Origin of the sequence: Actinomyces respiraculi (assembly GCF_014595995.2) — a bacterium.
Lineage (GTDB): Bacteria > Actinomycetota > Actinomycetes > Actinomycetales > Actinomycetaceae > Actinomyces > Actinomyces respiraculi.
Genome location: NZ_CP063989.1, coordinates 1,715,581 through 1,732,947, shown reverse-complemented (window position 1 = coordinate 1,732,947; position 17,367 = coordinate 1,715,581). Strand labels below are relative to the sequence as shown.

General features: G+C 70.7%; 15 protein-coding genes. 11 read left to right on the top strand and 4 right to left on the bottom strand.

Features of this window, described 5'->3' with window-relative positions:
- Positions 1 to 166: 166 nt before the first annotated feature.
- The 4 genes from ID810_RS12245 to ID810_RS12465 form a co-directional block, all read right to left on the bottom strand.
- Positions 167 to 1,138 (bottom strand): hypothetical protein, encoded by a 972-nt coding sequence (locus tag ID810_RS12245; protein ID WP_196781482.1) that lies wholly within the window; start codon positions 1,136 to 1,138, stop codon positions 167 to 169.
- Positions 1,139 to 1,176: 38 nt separating this feature from the next.
- Positions 1,177 to 3,363, bottom strand: a complete 2,187-nt coding sequence (gene drmD / locus ID810_RS07230) for a DISARM system SNF2-like helicase DrmD (protein ID WP_196781481.1) — start codon at positions 3,361 to 3,363, stop codon at positions 1,177 to 1,179.
- A gap of 175 nt (positions 3,364 to 3,538) precedes the next feature.
- A complete protein-coding gene (locus ID810_RS07225) occupies positions 3,539 to 3,796 on the bottom strand; it encodes a DUF4411 family protein (protein WP_166855075.1) in 258 nt (85 codons plus the stop codon).
- Positions 3,796 to 4,254, bottom strand: coding sequence for an ImmA/IrrE family metallo-endopeptidase (locus ID810_RS12465; RefSeq protein ID WP_243856452.1), 459 nt, complete (start codon positions 4,252 to 4,254; stop codon positions 3,796 to 3,798). Before ID810_RS12465 ends, ID810_RS07225 begins: the two co-directional genes overlap by 1 nt.
- Positions 4,255 to 4,950: 696 nt before the next feature.
- On the opposite strand from ID810_RS12465, the gene ID810_RS07215 reads away from it, so the two are divergent.
- The 11 genes from ID810_RS07215 to leuA all read left to right on the top strand — a co-directional run bounded on the left by ID810_RS07215 (position 4,951) and on the right by leuA (position 17,324).
- Positions 4,951 to 5,148 (top strand): hypothetical protein, encoded by a 198-nt coding sequence (locus ID810_RS07215; RefSeq protein WP_166854818.1) that lies wholly within the window; start codon positions 4,951 to 4,953, stop codon positions 5,146 to 5,148.
- A complete protein-coding gene (locus tag ID810_RS07210; RefSeq protein ID WP_166854819.1) occupies positions 5,148 to 5,894 on the top strand; it encodes a hypothetical protein in 747 nt (248 codons plus the stop codon). The genes ID810_RS07215 and ID810_RS07210 overlap by 1 nt, the downstream gene beginning before the upstream one ends.
- Positions 5,895 to 6,822: 928 nt before the next feature.
- Positions 6,823 to 7,434, top strand: coding sequence for a TetR/AcrR family transcriptional regulator (locus ID810_RS07200; protein WP_166854820.1), 612 nt, complete (start codon positions 6,823 to 6,825; stop codon positions 7,432 to 7,434).
- Between the two features lie 136 nt (positions 7,435 to 7,570).
- A complete protein-coding gene (locus ID810_RS07195; protein WP_166854821.1) occupies positions 7,571 to 8,470 on the top strand; it encodes an ABC transporter ATP-binding protein in 900 nt (299 codons plus the stop codon).
- The gene (locus tag ID810_RS07190; protein ID WP_166855076.1) at positions 8,470 to 9,216 is read left to right on the top strand and encodes an ABC transporter permease; all 747 of its coding nucleotides are present in this window, start codon (positions 8,470 to 8,472) and stop codon (positions 9,214 to 9,216) included. Before ID810_RS07195 ends, ID810_RS07190 begins: the two co-directional genes overlap by 1 nt.
- 30 nt (positions 9,217 to 9,246) lie before the next feature.
- Complete coding sequence (locus ID810_RS07185; RefSeq protein ID WP_166854822.1) at positions 9,247 to 10,443, top strand: PhoH family protein; 1,197 nt, start codon at positions 9,247 to 9,249, stop codon at positions 10,441 to 10,443.
- Positions 10,440 to 10,898 carry an rRNA maturation RNase YbeY gene (ybeY, locus tag ID810_RS07180; protein WP_166854823.1) on the top strand — a complete coding sequence of 153 codons (459 nt, stop codon included), beginning with the start codon at positions 10,440 to 10,442 and terminating at the stop codon, positions 10,896 to 10,898. The genes ID810_RS07185 and ybeY overlap by 4 nt, the downstream gene beginning before the upstream one ends.
- Positions 10,895 to 12,172, top strand: a complete 1,278-nt coding sequence (locus ID810_RS07175; protein ID WP_166854824.1) for a hemolysin family protein — start codon at positions 10,895 to 10,897, stop codon at positions 12,170 to 12,172. Before ybeY ends, ID810_RS07175 begins: the two co-directional genes overlap by 4 nt.
- Positions 12,173 to 12,349: 177 nt before the next feature.
- The gene (gene era, locus ID810_RS07170) at positions 12,350 to 13,432 is read left to right on the top strand and encodes a GTPase Era (RefSeq protein ID WP_166854825.1); all 1,083 of its coding nucleotides are present in this window, start codon (positions 12,350 to 12,352) and stop codon (positions 13,430 to 13,432) included.
- Between the two features lie 6 nt (positions 13,433 to 13,438).
- The gene (locus tag ID810_RS07165) at positions 13,439 to 15,298 is read left to right on the top strand and encodes an alpha/beta hydrolase family protein (protein WP_166854826.1); all 1,860 of its coding nucleotides are present in this window, start codon (positions 13,439 to 13,441) and stop codon (positions 15,296 to 15,298) included.
- 247 nt (positions 15,299 to 15,545) lie between these two features.
- Entirely contained in the window at positions 15,546 to 17,324 is a 1,779-nt protein-coding gene (gene leuA, locus ID810_RS07160) for a 2-isopropylmalate synthase (RefSeq protein WP_166854827.1), read from the top strand.
- The last annotated feature ends 43 nt before the right edge of the window (positions 17,325 to 17,367 follow it).

Below are 17,367 nucleotides of genomic sequence, written 5' to 3'. Positions count from 1 at the left end.
GGGTACAGCCCTGTCATGACCGGGACCGACAGGAAGGGCCCGTCGGTGTCCACCAGCTCCAGCCACTCGCGGTGCTGCTGGGCCGCCGAACGAGCGGCGCTGCTCTTCGCACCCGCGGCACGACCTCGCCCCGCCGTCGTTCTCCGGCCTGCTCCACGCCTCGGGCTCATGACTGCGCCTCCCACTTAGTCGCGTCCTCCTCGGTGATCGCCAGCACGAGGGCCACGGGTGAGACGTAGGGCCGCACGTCCTGGTATCGCAACGCCATCGCTTCAGCCTCTCGCGCCTCCTCGCCGTCGAGGTCAACCAGGCGGTCCTCCATGGCGCGCACGTCCCGGGCACGCTGGTGGCGCTGGTCCTCCGCCCACAAAGCGAGCATCCCCTGCTGCTCGCGCTCCTCGGCGTGCAGATGCTCCAGGGAGTCGGCGAGGTTGGCACGGAAGGCCGCGAAGATGTCGTGGACGCGCTGGCTATCCGCCTGCCGACGCTCCTCAAGGTTGGCTGCCACCCTGTTCTGGAGGGTTACCGCCCGTCGCTCCGTCTCCTCCACGAGTCGGGCGCGCAGGTGCCCGTCGTCGTTCCACAGGTCGGTCAGGCGGCGGCGCACCTCCGGTCCCGCCAGCCGGTAACCGTCCGGGTCCAGGGCGCGATCCAGCACGCGGGAGAGCGTTTCCTCGGCGACCCTGTGCCCACGCAACCGCACCCCGGTGACGAAGACCTCCTCGTGCAACCGCAGGCCCCCGCGGCCCACGAGGACCAGTCGGGACAGGGAGGCGGCACACGAGTGCTCCAGACCCGGTAGCACCACCGCCGTGACCCGGCTCATCTGAGAGTGCGGGCTGAAGAGGTTCGCCCGCAGGGTGCGGGTCGCCTTGCGCATGAGCGCATGACCGAGGTGGACGTGGACGATCCCGGGCACGCGCCCCGCTTCCTCGTCGAAGGTGATCGGCCGCAGCTGCCCCGGCGCCAAGCGGGTATCGAGGCCCACCAGGGCGTCCTGCCAGGAGCGCCCCAGGAGCGGCACGGCAAAGACCGGTGCGTCGGTGTCCTCGCTGCCGACCTCCTCCAGGTGCGGCTGATGCGTGAGACTCAGTGCCTCATCGACCACTCGTCGGCCCGCTGGGGCCGTCAGGTGCATCCGCTCCTTACGGTTCTCGTAACCTGCCGCGAGGGCCGTCAGCTGCTGGTTGAGCGTGGCCGAGCCGGCCAGAGCCCGGACGATGGCCTGCTCGTCGCTCCCCCCCCCCCCGCGGGAGCCTTGCGCAGAGCGTGCCCGAGGAACTGGGTGGTCACTTCCTCGTCGATAAGCGGGTTGACGACACCCAGGTCCTGGGTCTCGGTGGCGATCTTCTCCGCAAGCCGCCCCAGGAACTCCTGGTGGCCCGCGTACAGGCCGGTTCTGCCCGTGGGAGTGAGGTAGTAGATCTCCGGGACCTCCCGCTGACCGTAGCGGTCGATGCGCCCCACCCGCTGCTCCAGCCGGGAGGGGTTGAAGGGGACGTCGAAGTTCACCAGGCGGTGGCAGTAGTCCTGAAGGTCGATGCCCTCCCCGGCGGCGTCGGTGGCCACGAGGACGCGCACCTTCTCCTCGGAGGGGCTCGCGGTGAAGCGTGCTCTGACCTCCTCGCGCTCCTCCGCGGAGGTCGATCCCCGGATCACCTCCAGGCGCTCGCCGTAACCCTGCTGGCGCAGCACAGAGACGATCCAGTCGAGGGTATCCGTGTACTCAGTGAAGATGACCACCCGCTCATTCGTCCACGTCTTCCCGTCGGGCCGGCACACGGCGTCGAGGAAGGAGAGGAGGGCCTCCAGGCGGGAGTCGGGGCGGGACTGATAGCCCCGGCCCCACGCGGCCAGTTCCTCCAGTTGCTCGCGCGTCGCAGTTGAGAGCGGGTCCGAGGCGCGGGTGGCTAGGAGCGTGTCCATCTCCGGCTGGGCGGTCAGCCCCTCCTCCTCATCGGACTGCCCCGAGCCCATGACCTCCGTGTAGTAGTCGTCATCCAGGTCGTCGAAGTCGTCGAGGCCACCGCCGGGGAGCGACTGGTCGAGGTAGCGCTCCAGGGTCTGTGCAAAGGCCCAGGGGCTGGACAGCAAGCGCTTCTTGAGCAGGAGCGCGGCGATGTCCAGGTGGCGGCGACCCTGCGAGCGGCCGGAGTCCCGCAGGAGGCCGTCGAGGGTGGCGTAGGCCTGCTCCTCATCGGGGGACGCGTCATAGGGCAGGACCTTGACCTGGCGGTTGCGGAAGTCCTTCTCCTTGATCTGCGACTTCAGGCGGCGCACCGTCACCTCGTCCAGGGCGGTGGTGTCGATGCTGGCGCCGCGGGCAAAGCGACGCGGGTCGATCATTTCCAGCAGGGCGGAGAAGGACTCGGTGTACCCGTTGTGGGGTGTGGCCGACAGGAAGAGGCGGTGCTCGCAGTTCTCGGCCAGGCGCCGCAGCGCGCGGGTGCGTTGGGAGTCGACCGCGTAGCCGCGTCCACCGCCCACCGCCGAGGGGGCCGCCGGGGCTACATGGTGCGCCTCGTCGACGACGAGCACGTCGAAGGCGTAGGAGCGGGCCGTGCCGGACCGGGCGGCGTCGGCCAGGACCTCGCGCAGGAGTCGCTGGGCGCGTACGCCGGGCAGCCATGCCATGGAGACGATGACGCGCGGGTGGAGGCGCAGTGGGTTGGCGGCCAGCCCGTAGGTGCGCCGGTCGCTGGCCATGCGGGCCGAGTCCACGATGACGAAGTCGAGGCCGAACTTCTCGCGCATCTCGTCGCGCCACTTGAGGGCCAGGCTCGGTGGGCACACGATGATGACAGAGCGGGCACGGTGGCGCAGCAGCAGTTCCTGGACCACCAGGCCCGCCTCGATCGTCTTACCCAGGCCGACGTCGTCGGCCAGTAGGAGGTTCGTACGCGGGGCTGCCAGTGCCCGGCGCAGGGGCTCGAGCTGGTAGGGCTCCAAGGTGGCCCCGGAGCGGAAGGGCGCCTGGAAGGCCTTGGGGTCGGCGGAGGTGACGGTGCCCCAGCGCACGGCGTCGACGAAGGCGCCGAGCGTGTCGGGACCGTCGAAGGCATCCGCGTCGATGGTCTCAGGCAGGCCGCGGTCCGGCACCACCGACTGCCCGACCTCCAGCTCCCAGACCACGGTGAGCTCCTCACCCATGCGGTCCTCGTCGAGGGACTGGAGGTCGACGACATGCTCGAGACGAGCGGTGCCGTCGTCGGCCGAGCTGCGGAGAAGTCCCTGGGCCTCGACATTGGTGACCGCCCAGACTGAGCCGCGGACCTGGACGACCTGTCCGGGTTCTGGCGGGGCCGGGAGGCTTCCGGCGGGAACAGGGACGTCGGTGGGTGCCGGGGTGGTCTGGGTGGTCATGATGCCTGGGTTGGGGGTTGCTGAGCGGGGCGGTGGGGGAGTGGACCTGCATCGCACTATAAGCGAGTCGTTGTGAGAGTCCTCGTATGGCAGGCGTTGCTATCGGGTCGCGAGCTACCTGGTGCCTGGGTCGATGCGCTCAGCTCTCGGTAGATCAACGGTTGCTCTGGCTCACTCAGGTGCTCGTGCCGCCCAGCGCAAGGCGGACACCGGTGCGGCGGAGCATCTCGAAGGTGTTGACCCATGCGACGCCGAGAGCCTGACAGGCATTGGGGATCTTGACTCGCTTACGTGAGCCGGACCCTGCCGTCTCGTGAGCGACGACGGTGCACGCGTGAGCGTGGTCGAGCCAGGCCCAGAAGCCGGGTGCGATGTCGAAGGCGTAGTAGCGGTTCTTCACCTTGATGAGGATGTTGGCGTCGACGAGGTACATCACGCGACTCCTACCTTCTCCGCCAGGTCCTCAAAGGTCGAGTGCTTCGCCGTCCCGAGCAGCCTGTATGCGTCGCGGTACGTCGTCCGGCCCTCCAAGGCCGAGGACACCACGGCCCGGGTAAACGGGCGCCCAAGCCGATCCAACTCGTCCTCGCCGTAGGTCCCATCCCACTCGTCCCGGAGGGAGTTGAGAGGGACGAGCGCCTTCGCTGCGACCTGGTTGCACCAGCGCTCCTCATCCTGGCCACCCCGGGCGTCGGTGTCGGCGTCGGACAGGGCGCTGCGTCCCAGCCACAGGTGCGCGAGCTCGTGAACGAGGGTGAAGATCTGAGCAGCCTTCGTGTCCGCACCGTTGACGAAGATCAGTGGTGCGACGTCGTCGGCCAGGGCGAAGCCCCGGAACTCCGCCGGGTCGAGCCTGCGGTGCGTGTCGGCGTCGACGACACCGTTGACCATGACGAGGACGCCCGATGGTCTCGGCGCGTGCGATGAGGTCGGTCATCGCCTCGGACCGGCTGTTCATGGATCGCCCGTCGAGATGGAGCGTGGAACGAATGCGAGCGGCGGCTTCCTCCACCGGAGTGGACAGCGTTGCGGAGCCGATGAAGCCGAGCGGGCTCGCGCCGGAGTTGATGACCTCGTCGCGGTACCGGTCCTGGCGCCTCTGGCAGAGGTAGATCGTCTCCAACAACTCCGCCGAGGGCTCGTCCACCCCGGCGTCGCGCATGGCCCGCATATCCGGGATGGGGAGGTTCTCAACCGGCGGCTCGGGCAGGAAGAGGAGCCCGAAGGGCGTGTGGGTGTCGGCGGCGAACTTCTCGATCTGCTTGAGGGTAGGGCGAGCGGTCCCTGTGACCCACGCGTCGAGCTTGGGGGCACGCCGGTGGGTGGTCTCCTCGTCCCAGCGCGCCCGCCGCACGGCCCAGCGCAGCTGGTCGGGCGCGACGTCAACGCGGACAGTCGTCATGTCCCCTCCTCTGCGCGCGGCCCTCTGGGCCAGTCTGCCTCATGCGTCCGGCGTGATCCGCGTGCGCTCGGGACCTGCGCGGGCGCTGATACGGCAGAGGCGCCCGCTACCTCTCCCGGGGCCGGGCTCGATTCCTGTCCGACCAGGCCACTACAGTGGACCCTGCATACGGAAGGAGGATCAGCATGCCGACTAGCAACCTGGTCCGCGTCTTCACCGAGGAAGAGCTTGAGACCCGCAGGGCGACCGTGATCGCCGAGCTGGAGCGCCGCTTCGGCAGCCTCGAGCGCGCACTCGAGCGCGAGCAGGACTGGGACTACGACGACGAGGAGGCTCGCCTGTTCTCCGAGTACCACGCCGTGGTCTTCCTCCTGTCCGACTGATGGAGGACCTCTCTGCGCAGGAGCGTCAGACCCACGACTTCGCCGCTCAGACCACGACGACCGTGCGCACGGTGTGCCCTACTGCACCCGACTGGGTCGCTGAGGTCAGCATCCACAAGGGTGTCTGGAAGGCCACCATTGCCGCCCCTGACGACAAGCCGGTTGTCCTGACCGTCGAGGGTAGAAGGCTCCTCCGGCTCAAGGTGTCTTACGAGTGCACGACTTCTGCACGGCACTCCTACATGCTGGTGGAGACGTCGACCTTCGAACTGCTGCCCGCTAAGGGGAGAGAACCGCTGGTGCGAATTGACTACCTTCGTCATCCAGAGTCGGACGTGCCGTGCGGCCACCTTCACGTGCACGCGCACCGAGACGACTGGACCTTCGCGATGACCCGTAACGGGGTCGGAAGCAGACGGCGTTCAGTCGCCCGGCGAGCGAGCGCGGAACGTGCCCCTCAACTCTCCGATGTCCACTTCCCGGTCGGCGGTCCGCGACTGCGTCCCACCCTCGAGGACTTCTTGGAGATGCTCATCCACGACATCGGTGTGGACCACACCGATGACGCCCTTGTGGTCCTGGCCCGGCAACGTCAGGCATGGCGCATCGACCAGATTCGGGCTGCCGTCGCCTCACTGCCTGAGGTTGCTGCCGACGTCCTGCGCGACGCGGGATACACCGTAAGCCCAGCTGCTGAGAAGGATCGGCCTCTTGCCGATCCCCGCGCCTGGCTCACCCGGTACTAACCGTTGTCGGCCACGACGCCAGCATGAGCAGTCATCGGCGAGCCCGATGCAGGGCGGTCGCGTAGTCTGCCGACGAATCCTCGTGCAGGCCTGATACGACGGCCTCTCGGGTGATCCCTCAAGCCGCCCGGCACCGCTGGCTGCCAGGTGCGCTGACCGTCTGTCGTCAGCGGCGTCGGCCGCATCCCAGGGGGTTCGCGTGGTCGTCGGGGGTGGCATCCTCCAGCTACCCGCCCACCGCGCCCGTGGCACAGTCGCTGGCCTGACGGGCTCAGCCGCCGGTCGCGCACACCGCCCATGTCCACGCGGCGGACATGAACCGTGAGCGCCGTCGGCACCCCTGCCTAGATTCGCGGAATCGCGCCGTTTCCTTTCGGCAGGTTGAGTGTGTGGGTCGGTCATGTCCGCCGCGTGGACACTGCTCGCGCCGAGGGGCTGACTGGGATCGCGACCACCTGGGTGGGCTCGGCGGCGGGATACTCCTCGCGCCAGGGCGCTGCCCCTCGAGCCCACCAGTGGCCCAGAGGCGTCAAGAGTCAGGCCAGACGACCAGGTCCTGACCCAATGCTCCTGTGGCTCTGGGGTGACTGGTGCTGGCGGGTGAGGCTGTCGGTGGGACGGCCCCGGCGCGTCTGCTCACCAACGATCGCTCGAGGGGCCCGTTCGGACTCCGAGGGCCTGTCTGACGATACGATTTCTGAAGCCACTCGGCGCCGTTGGCTGCCGGGTGCGCCGACCGTCTGTCGTCAGCGGCGCCGGCGGCATCCCAGGAGGTTCGTGTGATCGTCAGTGCCCGCCGTGCCTGTATCCGGCCCGCCGCGCCCCGGCTGGCGTCTTCGCGCCCCGCCGTGTCCCGGCCCGCTTCGCCCGGGCCGGCCTCCTCGCGCCCCGCCGTGTCCCGCCCCGCCGCCCGCCTCGGAGCCGCCTCATGACCCCCCGCGGACGCCGACCGGCGGGCAGCCCCGACGCGCGCGAGGCGATCCTCGCCGCCGCGCGCACGGCCTTCGCCCGCGACGGCTACACCACCTCCCTGCGCGGGATCGCCCGCGACGCCGGGGTGGACCCGGCGCTCGTCCACCACTACTTCCCCGACCGTGCCGCGCTCTTCTCCCAGGCGGTCGTCGGCGGCGTTGACAGCATCGACGTCACCCTCGACCCCGCCGTCATCGAGCAGGTGCGCCAGGCCGAACCGTCGCGGCAGGGGGAGATGATCATTCGGCTGTTCCTCACTACCTGGGACCGGATGGGGCGCGAGCGCTTCACCGCTGTCGTGCGCGCCGCCATGAGCGACGAGTCCGTCATCGCCGGCATCCGTGACGTGCTCGTCGGTGTGGTCATCGCCCCGGTTGTGGCCGCCGTCGCCCCCGACCGGGTCGAGCTGCGCACCCAGCTCATCGCGAGCCAGGTCATCGGCCTGGGCATGGTGCGCTGGGTCGCGCAGATGTCCGCCGTGCGCGACGCCGACCGTGAGGCGCTGGTGCGCGCCGTCGGACCGGTCGTCCAGCGCTACCTCACCGGCGACCTCGGCCCCGAGGCCTGAGCGTCCGGCGGGGCTGGCCGACCCGGCCGGCCGCCTCGCGCATTCCGGCTGAGCCGACCGGCGGGCCCGCCCGACCCGGCCGGCCGCCTCGCCTGCTCCTCTTGACCGGGGAAAGCCCCGTTCCTATATTCATCACATGATGAAAAACGTCGGAGGCGCCCCCGGCGCCGCATCCGGCCTCCCGTCGGCCGCATCCCGCCCCGCCGTCGAGGTCCGCGACCTGCACGTGAGCCGCTCGGGCACCGAGATCCTCCACGGCCTCGACCTCACCCTCGACCCCGGCACCGTCACCGGCCTGCTCGGTCCCTCCGGCAGCGGCAAGACGACCCTCATGCGCACCCTCGTCGGCGTCCAGCGCTACCACGGGCACGTCACCGTCCTCGGCTGTGAGCCCGGCCGCCCGTCCGTGCGCGGGCGCGTGGGCTACATGACCCAGGGCCTGGCCGTCTACCGCGACCTCACCGGCAGGCAGAACGTGCGCTACTTCGCCCGCCTGGCGGGTACCCGCGCCCGCGACGTCGAGGAGGCCCTCGACACCGTCGGGCTCAGCTCCATCATGGACCGGCCCGTGTCCACCTACTCCGGGGGAGAGGCCAACCGCGTGAGCCTGGCCTGCGCACTCGTCGCCGACCCCGACCTGCTCGTCATGGACGAGCCCACCGTCGGCCTCGACCCGCTCACCCGCGAGGACCTGTGGACCACCTTTAGGACCATGGCCGACTGCGGCACCACGCTGCTCGTCTCCAGCCACGTCATGGACGAGGCCTTCCGCTGCGACCGGGTCCTGCTCATGCGCGAAGGCCGGCTCCTGGCCTCCACCACCGCCGACGACCTGCTGGATACCACCGGCGAAAACACCCTTGACGCCGCCTTCCTCGCCGTCGTCACCGGCTCTCAGGCCGGTCACCCCGGTTCCCCGGCCGGCACGAGCCCAGGCTCTCCGGCCGGCCGCCCCGGTTCCCCGGCCGGCACGAGCCCCGCCGGCCCGGCCGACCACCCTGCCACCCCCTCCAACCCCACCCAGGACGCCCGATGATGACACTGCGCACCTACCTGGCCACCACCGCCCGCATCCTCGCCCAGCTGCGCGCCGACCGGCGCACCGTCGCCCTCATCGTGGCCGTGCCCTCCGTCCTGCTCACCCTGCTGTACTTCGTCTACCAGGACTCGCCGGGTGCTGACCTGCTGTTCAACCGCATCGCCGTGTCCATGACAGCGATCCTGCCCATGACCGTCATGTTCCTCGTCACCTCCGTCGCCATGCTGCGCGAGCGCGTCAGTGGCACCCTCGAGCGGCTGTGGACGACGCCCACCCACCGCGCCGACGTCCTGTTCGGCTACGCCGCCGCCTTCAGTGCCACGGCCGTCGGCCAGAGCCTCGTCCTGTGCGCCGTCGCCGGGTGGGCGCTCGGCGTCACCGTCGAGGCCGGATGGGCCTGGGTGGTCCTGCTCGCCCTCATGAACGGCTTCGTGGGCGTGTCCCTGGGCCTGCTCGTCTCCGCCTTCGCCCGCAGCGAGTTCCAGGCCGTGCAGTTCATGCCCGTCGTCGTCGCCCCCCAGCTCTTCCTGTGCGGCCTGCTCGTGCCGCGCGAGAACATGCCCCGCCTGCTGGAGGTCGTCGGCGACGCCCTGCCCATGAGCTGGGCGGTCGACGCCGTCACCGAGGTGGCGGTCTCAACGGATGTCTCCACGGACTACGCGCGCCGCCTGGGCCTCCTGCTGATCTTCGGCCTTGTTGCGCTCACGGTGGCTGCTCTCACGGTCCCGCGCCGCACCCGGTGAGCGACGGCGGGCCGCTAGCATGTGCCCACGATGACGAATCCGCCCATCAGCCCAGTAGCCGCACCGACGGCGACCATCTCCCGCAGCCCCCGGAGTACAGCGACCGCACCTCGCGCAGCGCACACCGTGCGCACAGTGCACACAGCGCACGAGGACGTCACCCGCAGCCTCGTGCTGCCCAGTGACCTCGCCCCCGTGACCCTCCTCGGCGCCCACGACGAGGTGCTGCGCGCCATCGAGCGCGGTTTCCCCGACGTGCGCATCCACGTGCGCGGTACGGGCGTGTCCGTCACCGGCGACAGCACCCGCGTCGACATGGTCATCCTGCTCGTCACCGAGCTCATCGACGTCGCCCGCGCCGGGACACCCCTGACCGCAGACGCCGTCGAGAGGTCCATCGGCCTGCTGGACGCCGCCGCCCGCCCCACCGAGGTCCTCACCGACGACGTCCTGACCACCCACGGCCGCTCCATCCGCCCCAAGTCCCTCGGACAGAAGGCCTACACCGACGCCATCGAGACCTCCACGATCACCTTCGGCATCGGCCCCGCCGGCACCGGCAAGACCTACCTCGCCATGGCCAAGGCCGTCGACGCCCTCGCCCGGCGCCGCGTCTCACGCATCATCCTCACCCGCCCCGCCGTTGAGGCCGGTGAGAACCTCGGCTTCCTGCCCGGCTCCCTCACCGACAAGATCGACCCCTACCTGCGGCCCCTCTACGACGCCCTGCACGACATGCTCGAGCCCGAGGCCCTGCCCAAGCTCATGGCGGCCGGCACCATCGAGGTCGCGCCCCTGGCCTACATGCGCGGGCGCACCCTCAACGATGCCTTCGTCATCCTCGATGAGGCCCAGAACACGAGCCCCGAGCAGATGAAGATGTTCCTCACCCGCCTCGGCTTCGGCTCCACAATGGTCGTCACCGGCGACATCTCCCAGATCGACCTGCCGGGCTCGCGCCCCTCCGGCCTCGTCCTCGTGCGTCGCATCCTCGACGGCGTGGATGACATCAGTTTCTGCGAGCTCTCCAGCGCCGACGTCGTGCGCCACCGCCTCGTGGGCCGCATCATCGACGCCTACGCCCAGCATGACGCCGAACGCGCCGCCGCCCAGGCGCAGGCGGGCCTGGCGCACGCGGGGGAGGATCACCGCCCCCGGCCCGCCACCGCCCGCCGCGCACGCACACCCCAGGACGTCCGCAACGCCACAGGGAGGACCAGCGCATGAGCACTGAGGTCAACAACGAGACCGAGGTCGCCCTCGACCTCGCCGAGTTCGCCGCCATCGCCGAGCACGTCCTGCACCACATGCACGTCAACCCCCGCGCCGAGCTCAACATCCTGTTCATCGACCCCGAGCCGATGGAGGAGCTGCACGTGCGTTGGCTGGACCTGCCCGGCCCCACCGACGTCATGAGCTTCCCCATGGACGAGCTGCGCCCGGGCACCGCCGAGTCCGAGACCCCCGCCGGCACCCTCGGCGACATCGTCATCTGCCCGCAGGTGGCCGCCCGTCAGGCCCTGGAGGCCGGGCACTCCACCGCCGAGGAGATGCTGCTGCTCACCGTCCACGGCATCCTCCACCTCTTGGGTTACGACCACGCCGAGCCCGAGGAGAAGAAGGAGATGTTCGACCTCCAGCGCACCCTCCTGCTCACCTTCCTCGCGGAGCGAGGCGCATGAGCGCACCCCCCGCCGCGCTCCTGCTTGTCGCCGCGGTCCTCACCCTGGCCTGTGGCGCCCTGCTGTCCGCCGGGGAGGCCGCGCTTACCCGCATCACCCGGGCAGCCGCCGAGGACCTCGTGGAGGAGGGGCGCCGGGGTGCCGAGCGCGTCCTCGACCTCGCCAGTCGGCGCAGCCGGGTGCTCGCCTCCGTCGGCGCGGTGCGCGTGGGCGTCGATATGCTCGCCGCAGTCCTGCTCACCCTGGCCGTCTCCGGTCTCATCGAGGTCTGGTGGGCCGTCCTGGCGGTCTCCGTGGCCGCCAACGCCGTCCTGCTCGGGCTCGTCGTCGGCATCTCCCCACGCTCCCTGGGCCGACGAAACCCCAGCGGTACGCTGCTCTTCCTTGCCGGTGCCCTCGAGCGCGTCGACGCCCTCGGCGCGCCCTGGCGCTGGTTCGACGAGCGCTTCGGACGCGCCTCCACCCTCACCGACGCCGAGGCCCTGGCCGAGGTCACCGAGGACCTGCGCGAGATGATCGACGAGATCGGCGAGGCCGAGTCCATCGAGGACGAGGACCGCGAGATGCTGCGCAGCGTCGTCGCACTCGGCCAGACCCTCGTGCGCGAGGTCATGGTCCCACGCACGGACATGGTCACCATTGACGTCAACGAGCCCGCCAGCGCCGCCATGCGCCTGTTCACCCTTTCCGGCTACTCACGCGTTCCCGTCGTGGGGGAGGACGCCGACGACGTGCGCGGCATCGTCTACCTCAAGGACGTCCTGCGCCGCCTGGCCGACCACCCCGAGCACGCCGAGCGGCCCGTCCTCGGCTTCGTGCGCGAGGCCACCTGGGTGCCTGAGACCAAGGCCGCCGACGACCTCCTGCGCGAGATGCAGACCGACCACGTCCACATGGTGCTCGCCGTGGACGAGTACGGCGGCACCGCGGGCCTGGTGACCATGGAGGACCTGCTCGAGGAGGTCGTCGGCGAGCTCCAGGACGAGCACGACCACGCCGAGCCCGAGGTCGAGGACCTGGGGCAGGGCGCCTACCGCGTGCCCGCCCGCCTTGGTCTGGATGACCTGGGTGCGCTCTTCGACCTGGAGATTGACGACGACGACGTCGACACCGCCGGTGGTTTGCTCACCAAGGCCATCGGCCGGGTCCCGCTGCCCGGCGCCACCGGCCGCACGCAGGGGCTCAGGCTCGTCGCGGACGAGGCCACGGGCCGGCGTCGGCAGGTCACGAGCCTCATCGTCAGCCGCGACGAGCAGAGCAGCCAGGAGCACTGACCCCGGCGCCCAGGTGGGACGGACGACGCAGCCGGGTCCACGTTCAGCTCCAGCCGCCTGACCCCGGCGCCCAGGTGGGACGGACGCTCCCACCGGCGGGGAGTACCGATACCATCTCAGCCGCGGCACCCGCCCGCACGAGTAGGCCCCACGGGCCGTGACCACCTAGGAGAACCCATGTCTGACGCCCCCTTCCGCTTCCCCAGCGACGACGAGCTCATGGCCGGCCCCAACGCCTTCGACGACGAGGGCGCTGAGTCGGTCGAGGATGAGCATGAGGGCCAGGACGACGACGGCGCCCTGCCCGCCTCCGCCCGGGTCGAGATCACCGTCCCCGAGGTGCCCGAGGGCCACCGTGCCGGCTTCGCCTGCCTCGTCGGCCGCCCCAACGCCGGCAAGTCCACCCTCACCAACGCCATGGTCGGCCAGAAGGTCGCCATCACCTCCGGGCGCCCTCAGACCACCCGCCACAACGTGCGCGGCGTCGTCAACCGCGCCGACGCCCAGCTCGTCCTCGTCGACACCCCCGGCCTGCACCGCCCCAGGACCCTCCTGGGCAAGCGCCTCAACGACCTCGTGCGCGAGACCCTGGCTGACGTCGACGTCATTGTCTTCTGCGTGCCCGCCGACGAGAAGGTCGGACCTGGGGACCGCTTCATCGCACGTGACCTCGCGGACTCGCGTCGCCCCGTCGTCGCCGTCGTCACCAAGGCGGACACCGTCAGCCGCGAGGCCCTGGCCGCCCAGCTGCTCGCCGTCAACGACCTGGGCGACTGGGCCGACATCGTCCCCGTCTCCGCCCTGCGCGGCGAGCAGGTTGACGTCCTCGAGGACGTCCTCATCGGCCACCTGCCGCCCTCCCCGCCCCTCTACCCGACCGGCGAGGTCACCGACGAGCCCCAGGCCGTCATGATCGCCGAGCTCGTGCGCGAGGCCGCTCTCGAGGGCGTGCGTGACGAGCTGCCCCACTCCCTGGCCGTCGTCGTCGACGAGATCGTTGACCCCCGCACCGACCGCACCGGCTCCTTCATCAAGGGCGCCGGGGGCCGCCTGCAAGTGCGGGTGAGCCTCGTCGTCGAGCGGGACTCGCAGAAGGCCATCATGATCGGCAAGGGAGGCTCGCGCCTGAAGGAGATCGGCGTCATCTCCCGCAAAGGCATCGAGACGCTGCTCGACCGCCCCGTCTACCTCGACCTGCACGTGCGTACCTCCAGGGACTGGCAGTCGGACCCGAAGGCGCTCGCCAGGCTCGGCTTCTGATCCCCGGTGCGCCCCGTCGAGCCCGAGGAGCGTGAACGCAGGCAGCGGGAGCGCGCCTCCCGCCGCCGGGCCCGGCGCGCCGACCCGGCCCACCTCACACGTGGCGAGCTCACCGCCACGATCACCTGGCTGCGCGTCGTGCCCCCACGCGCCTGGAGCCTGCTCACGCGCCTGTGGCGCGAGGAACGTGCCCGCCTGGCCGTCATGGCGGCCGGTGTGCTCGCCGCCGTCCTGGTCCTCACCCTCGTCGGTGCCGGGCAGGCCGAGATCGTCGGGATCGTCACCACGGTGGCCCTGGGTGCGCTCGTGCTCGCCGTCTCCTGGGACCACCGCACCGCCGGGTCCGTCGTCGTCACGGTCCTGGCACTGTCACTGCTGGGCTCCCTCGCCGGACCCCGATGGTCCCCGCAGCCCGCCCAGGACGCGCTCGTGCCCTCCACCACCGACACGCGCATCGGGGGCGCCGTCACCACCGCCGACGTCGGTACCTACGCCATCCGCGCCACCGAGGTGAGCCTGCCGCAGAAGGACGGCACGACGGTCACCGGCCTGCTGCGCCAGCCCCTGGGCGCCGACGGCGAGCCCCTGACCGGCACCGTCGGCGTCGTCTTCATGCACGGTGCCGGCACCCACACCTGGCGCGGCTTCCGCGAGCAGGCTGAGGCCCTGAGCGGCGCCGGCGCCACCACCCTGGTCCCGGACAAGCCCACCCAGGACTACACGCTCACCGAGCGCGACTACGAGCTTATGGCGGACAACTACGCCTACTCGATCAGCTACCTGCGTTCCCTGCCCACCGTCAAGGCCGACGGCGTCGGTGTCTATGCCGAGTCCGAGGGCGGATTCCCCGGCGTCATCGCCGCAGGGCGCGATGCGGACCTCGCCTTCCTCGTGCTCGCCAGCGCCCCCGTGGTCCAGTTGCGCCAGCAGGCGACATACGCGGCAGGCACCTACCTGAGCAGGGTCGGGGTGCCCGGCCCGCTGCTGACCGCCGTCGCCCGTCTGCTGGGCACGCGCGAGCTGCCGCGCGGCGCCTTCCGCTACGCCGATTTCGACGCCACCTCCTACCAGCAGCGCGTCACCGCTCCCGTGCTCATGCTCTACGGCACCGCGGACTCCTCCATGCCCCTCGTCCAGGGGCCGGCGACCATCTGGCGCGACATCCAGGTGGCGGGCAACACTCAACTGACCGTGCGCTACTACGCGGACGCCAACCACGGCCTGAAGCTGGGCAACAGCACCGACGGCGTCCTCGCCCCCGGCGTGGCCCGTGACCTCGCCCGCTGGGTCACCGGCCTGCCGATCACCGCCTCAGCTGAGCCGCGCGTCGCCGGGGCCACCCCCGTCCAGGACTTCTGGGCCCAGGCGCCGGGCCGCACGCGCTGGTACGCCTCGGGGGACCTCATGCTTGCCGGCATCCTCACCGGCCTGGCGCTGCTGGTCGCCTCGGGGGCCGGCTGGGCGCTGGGACAGCTGCCCAGGCTCGTGGGACGGCGGGGCATGCACCTGCCCGATCCCGTGGGGCGCTGGGCCGCCGCCCTGGCACTGGCCGTGCTGGCCGCCTGGGTGCTCTACCTCGCCTATGTCGGGATGGTGGCACGCCTGGCCCTGTCCTACTCGTCCAACCCGTGGATCTCCTACGGCGGCTGGCTGGCGGCCCAGCTGACTGCGCTGCTCGCCGTCGTCATCCTCGTCAAGCTCGTCGGGCGGGTCCTGCTCGTGCGTGGGCACGTGCGCCACGGACGAGACGAGGGCGGACGCTGGCTCACGCTGCCCTCGGCCGCGGTGCTGGCCGCCGCGGTGACGGGCTCGGTGCTGCTGCTGGCCGCGCTGGCCTACTGGGGGCTGTTCCCCATGCTCGGCTGAGCAGGGGAGCGGGGCACCGTCGTCGGAACAGCAGGTGGGAGTCCACCGGAGCGTCCACGGAGTGACGCATCATGCACGGACGGGCGGATCGCGGTAACGTCGCACCCGTGCGAGCGACCATGAGCCTGCTGCTTAGTCGCCGCGGCGGGGCCTGACCGGGCCGGCGACCCGACCGCGGCTGATTCGTGTTGCCGGCCCCCGGGCGTGCTCCGTGCCGCCCGCTCACCACACCGCCCAGGAGAAGCCCATGCGCACCGCCCGCCCCGCCCCCCAGCAGCCCTCCGGCATGCCCTACACGAAGTACGCGCCCTTCCAGGACACGGTTGTCACCGACCTGCCCGACCGCACCTGGCCCACCAAGCGTCTGACGCGCGCACCCCGCTGGCTGTCCACCGACCTGCGCGATGGCAACCAGTCCCTCATCGAGCCGATGGGGCCCGAGGCCAAGCGCGCCCTGTTCGACCTGCTCGTGCGCATCGGCTTCAAGGAGATCGAAATCGGCTTCCCCGCCGCCTCCCAGACCGACTTCGACTTCGTGCGCTCCCTCGTCGCCGACAACGCGATCCCCGAGGACGTGACGATCAGCGTCCTGACCCAGTCTCGCGAGGACCTCATCGACCGGACCCTGGACGCCTGCATCGGCATCCCGCGCGCCACGGTCCACCTGTACAACGCCCTGTCCCCGCTGTTTCGCGAGGTCGTCTTCCGCATGGGCAAGGACGACGTGCGCGAGCTCGCCGTCGCCGGCACCCGCATGGTCATGGCCCGCGCCGAGAAGGTCCTGACCGAGGACACCATCTTCGGCTACGAGTACTCCCCGGAGATCTTCGTCGACACCGAGCGCGACTACACCCTCGAGGTCTGCGAGGCCGTCATGGACGTGTGGCAGCCGGAGGCTGATCGCGAGATCATCCTCAACTTGCCCGCCACCGTCGAGCGTGCCACCCCCAACGTGTACGCGGACCAGATCGAGTGGATGAGCCGCAACCTCTCGCGCCGCGACGTCGTCGCCCTGTCGCTGCACAACCACAACGACCGGGGCTCGGGTGTCGCCGCCGCCGAGCTGGGTCTGCTTGCTGGTGCCGACCGGGTCGAGGGCTGCCTCTTCGGTCACGGTGAGCGCACTGGCAACGTCGACCTCATCACCCTGGCCCTCAACCTCTTCAGCCAGGGTGTGGACCCGATGCTCGACCTGTCGGACATTGACGAGGTCCGCCGCGTGGTGGAGACCTCCACCCAGATGGACGTGCCTCCGCGCACGCCCTACGCCGGTGAGCTCGTCTACACCTCCTTCTCCGGCTCCCACCAGGACGCCATCAAGAAGGGCTTCGCCGCCCGGGCCGAGGCGGTCGCCGCCGCGCATGCCGAGGGGCTCGACGGCGAGGCCGCGGAGACGGCGGTGCCCTGGGTGATGCCGTACCTGCCCATCGACCCGCACGACGTCGGCCGCTCCTACGAGGCCGTCGTGCGCGTCAACTCCCAGTCCGGCAAGGGGGGCGTGTCCTACCTGCTCAAGCACAGGTACAACCTCGACCTGCCGCGCCGGCTCCAGATCGAGTTCTCCCGCATTGTCCAGCGGCACACGGACACCTATGGCGGCGAGATCGACGCGGCCACCCTGTGGTCGATCTTCGCCGACGAGTACCTGCCCGCCCGCCAGGCGCCCGAGTCGGGGCTGGAGTCCTGGGGCCGCTTCGAGCTCAAGGGCGCGACGCTCACCTCGGCCGGCGACGAGGACTCGATCCTCACGGTCACGGTGCGCGACAACGGCGAGCGTCGACTGCTGACCGCCTCCGGCAACGGTCCGCTCGGCGCCTTCGTCACTGCGCTGGAGCAGACGGGCGTGAGCGTGCGCATTCTCGACTACGTCGAGCACGCGCTGAGTGAGGGCCGTGACGCGCGCGCCGCCTCCTACGTCGAGTGCGAGGTCAACGGCCAGGTCCTGTGGGGTGTGGGCATCGACCCGTCGATCACGACCTCCTCCTTCAAGGCCGTCATCTCCGCCGTCAACCGCGCCCTGCGCTGACACCCCTGACGCCCAACTCGCGACGTTCAGGGCCGAAAGTCCT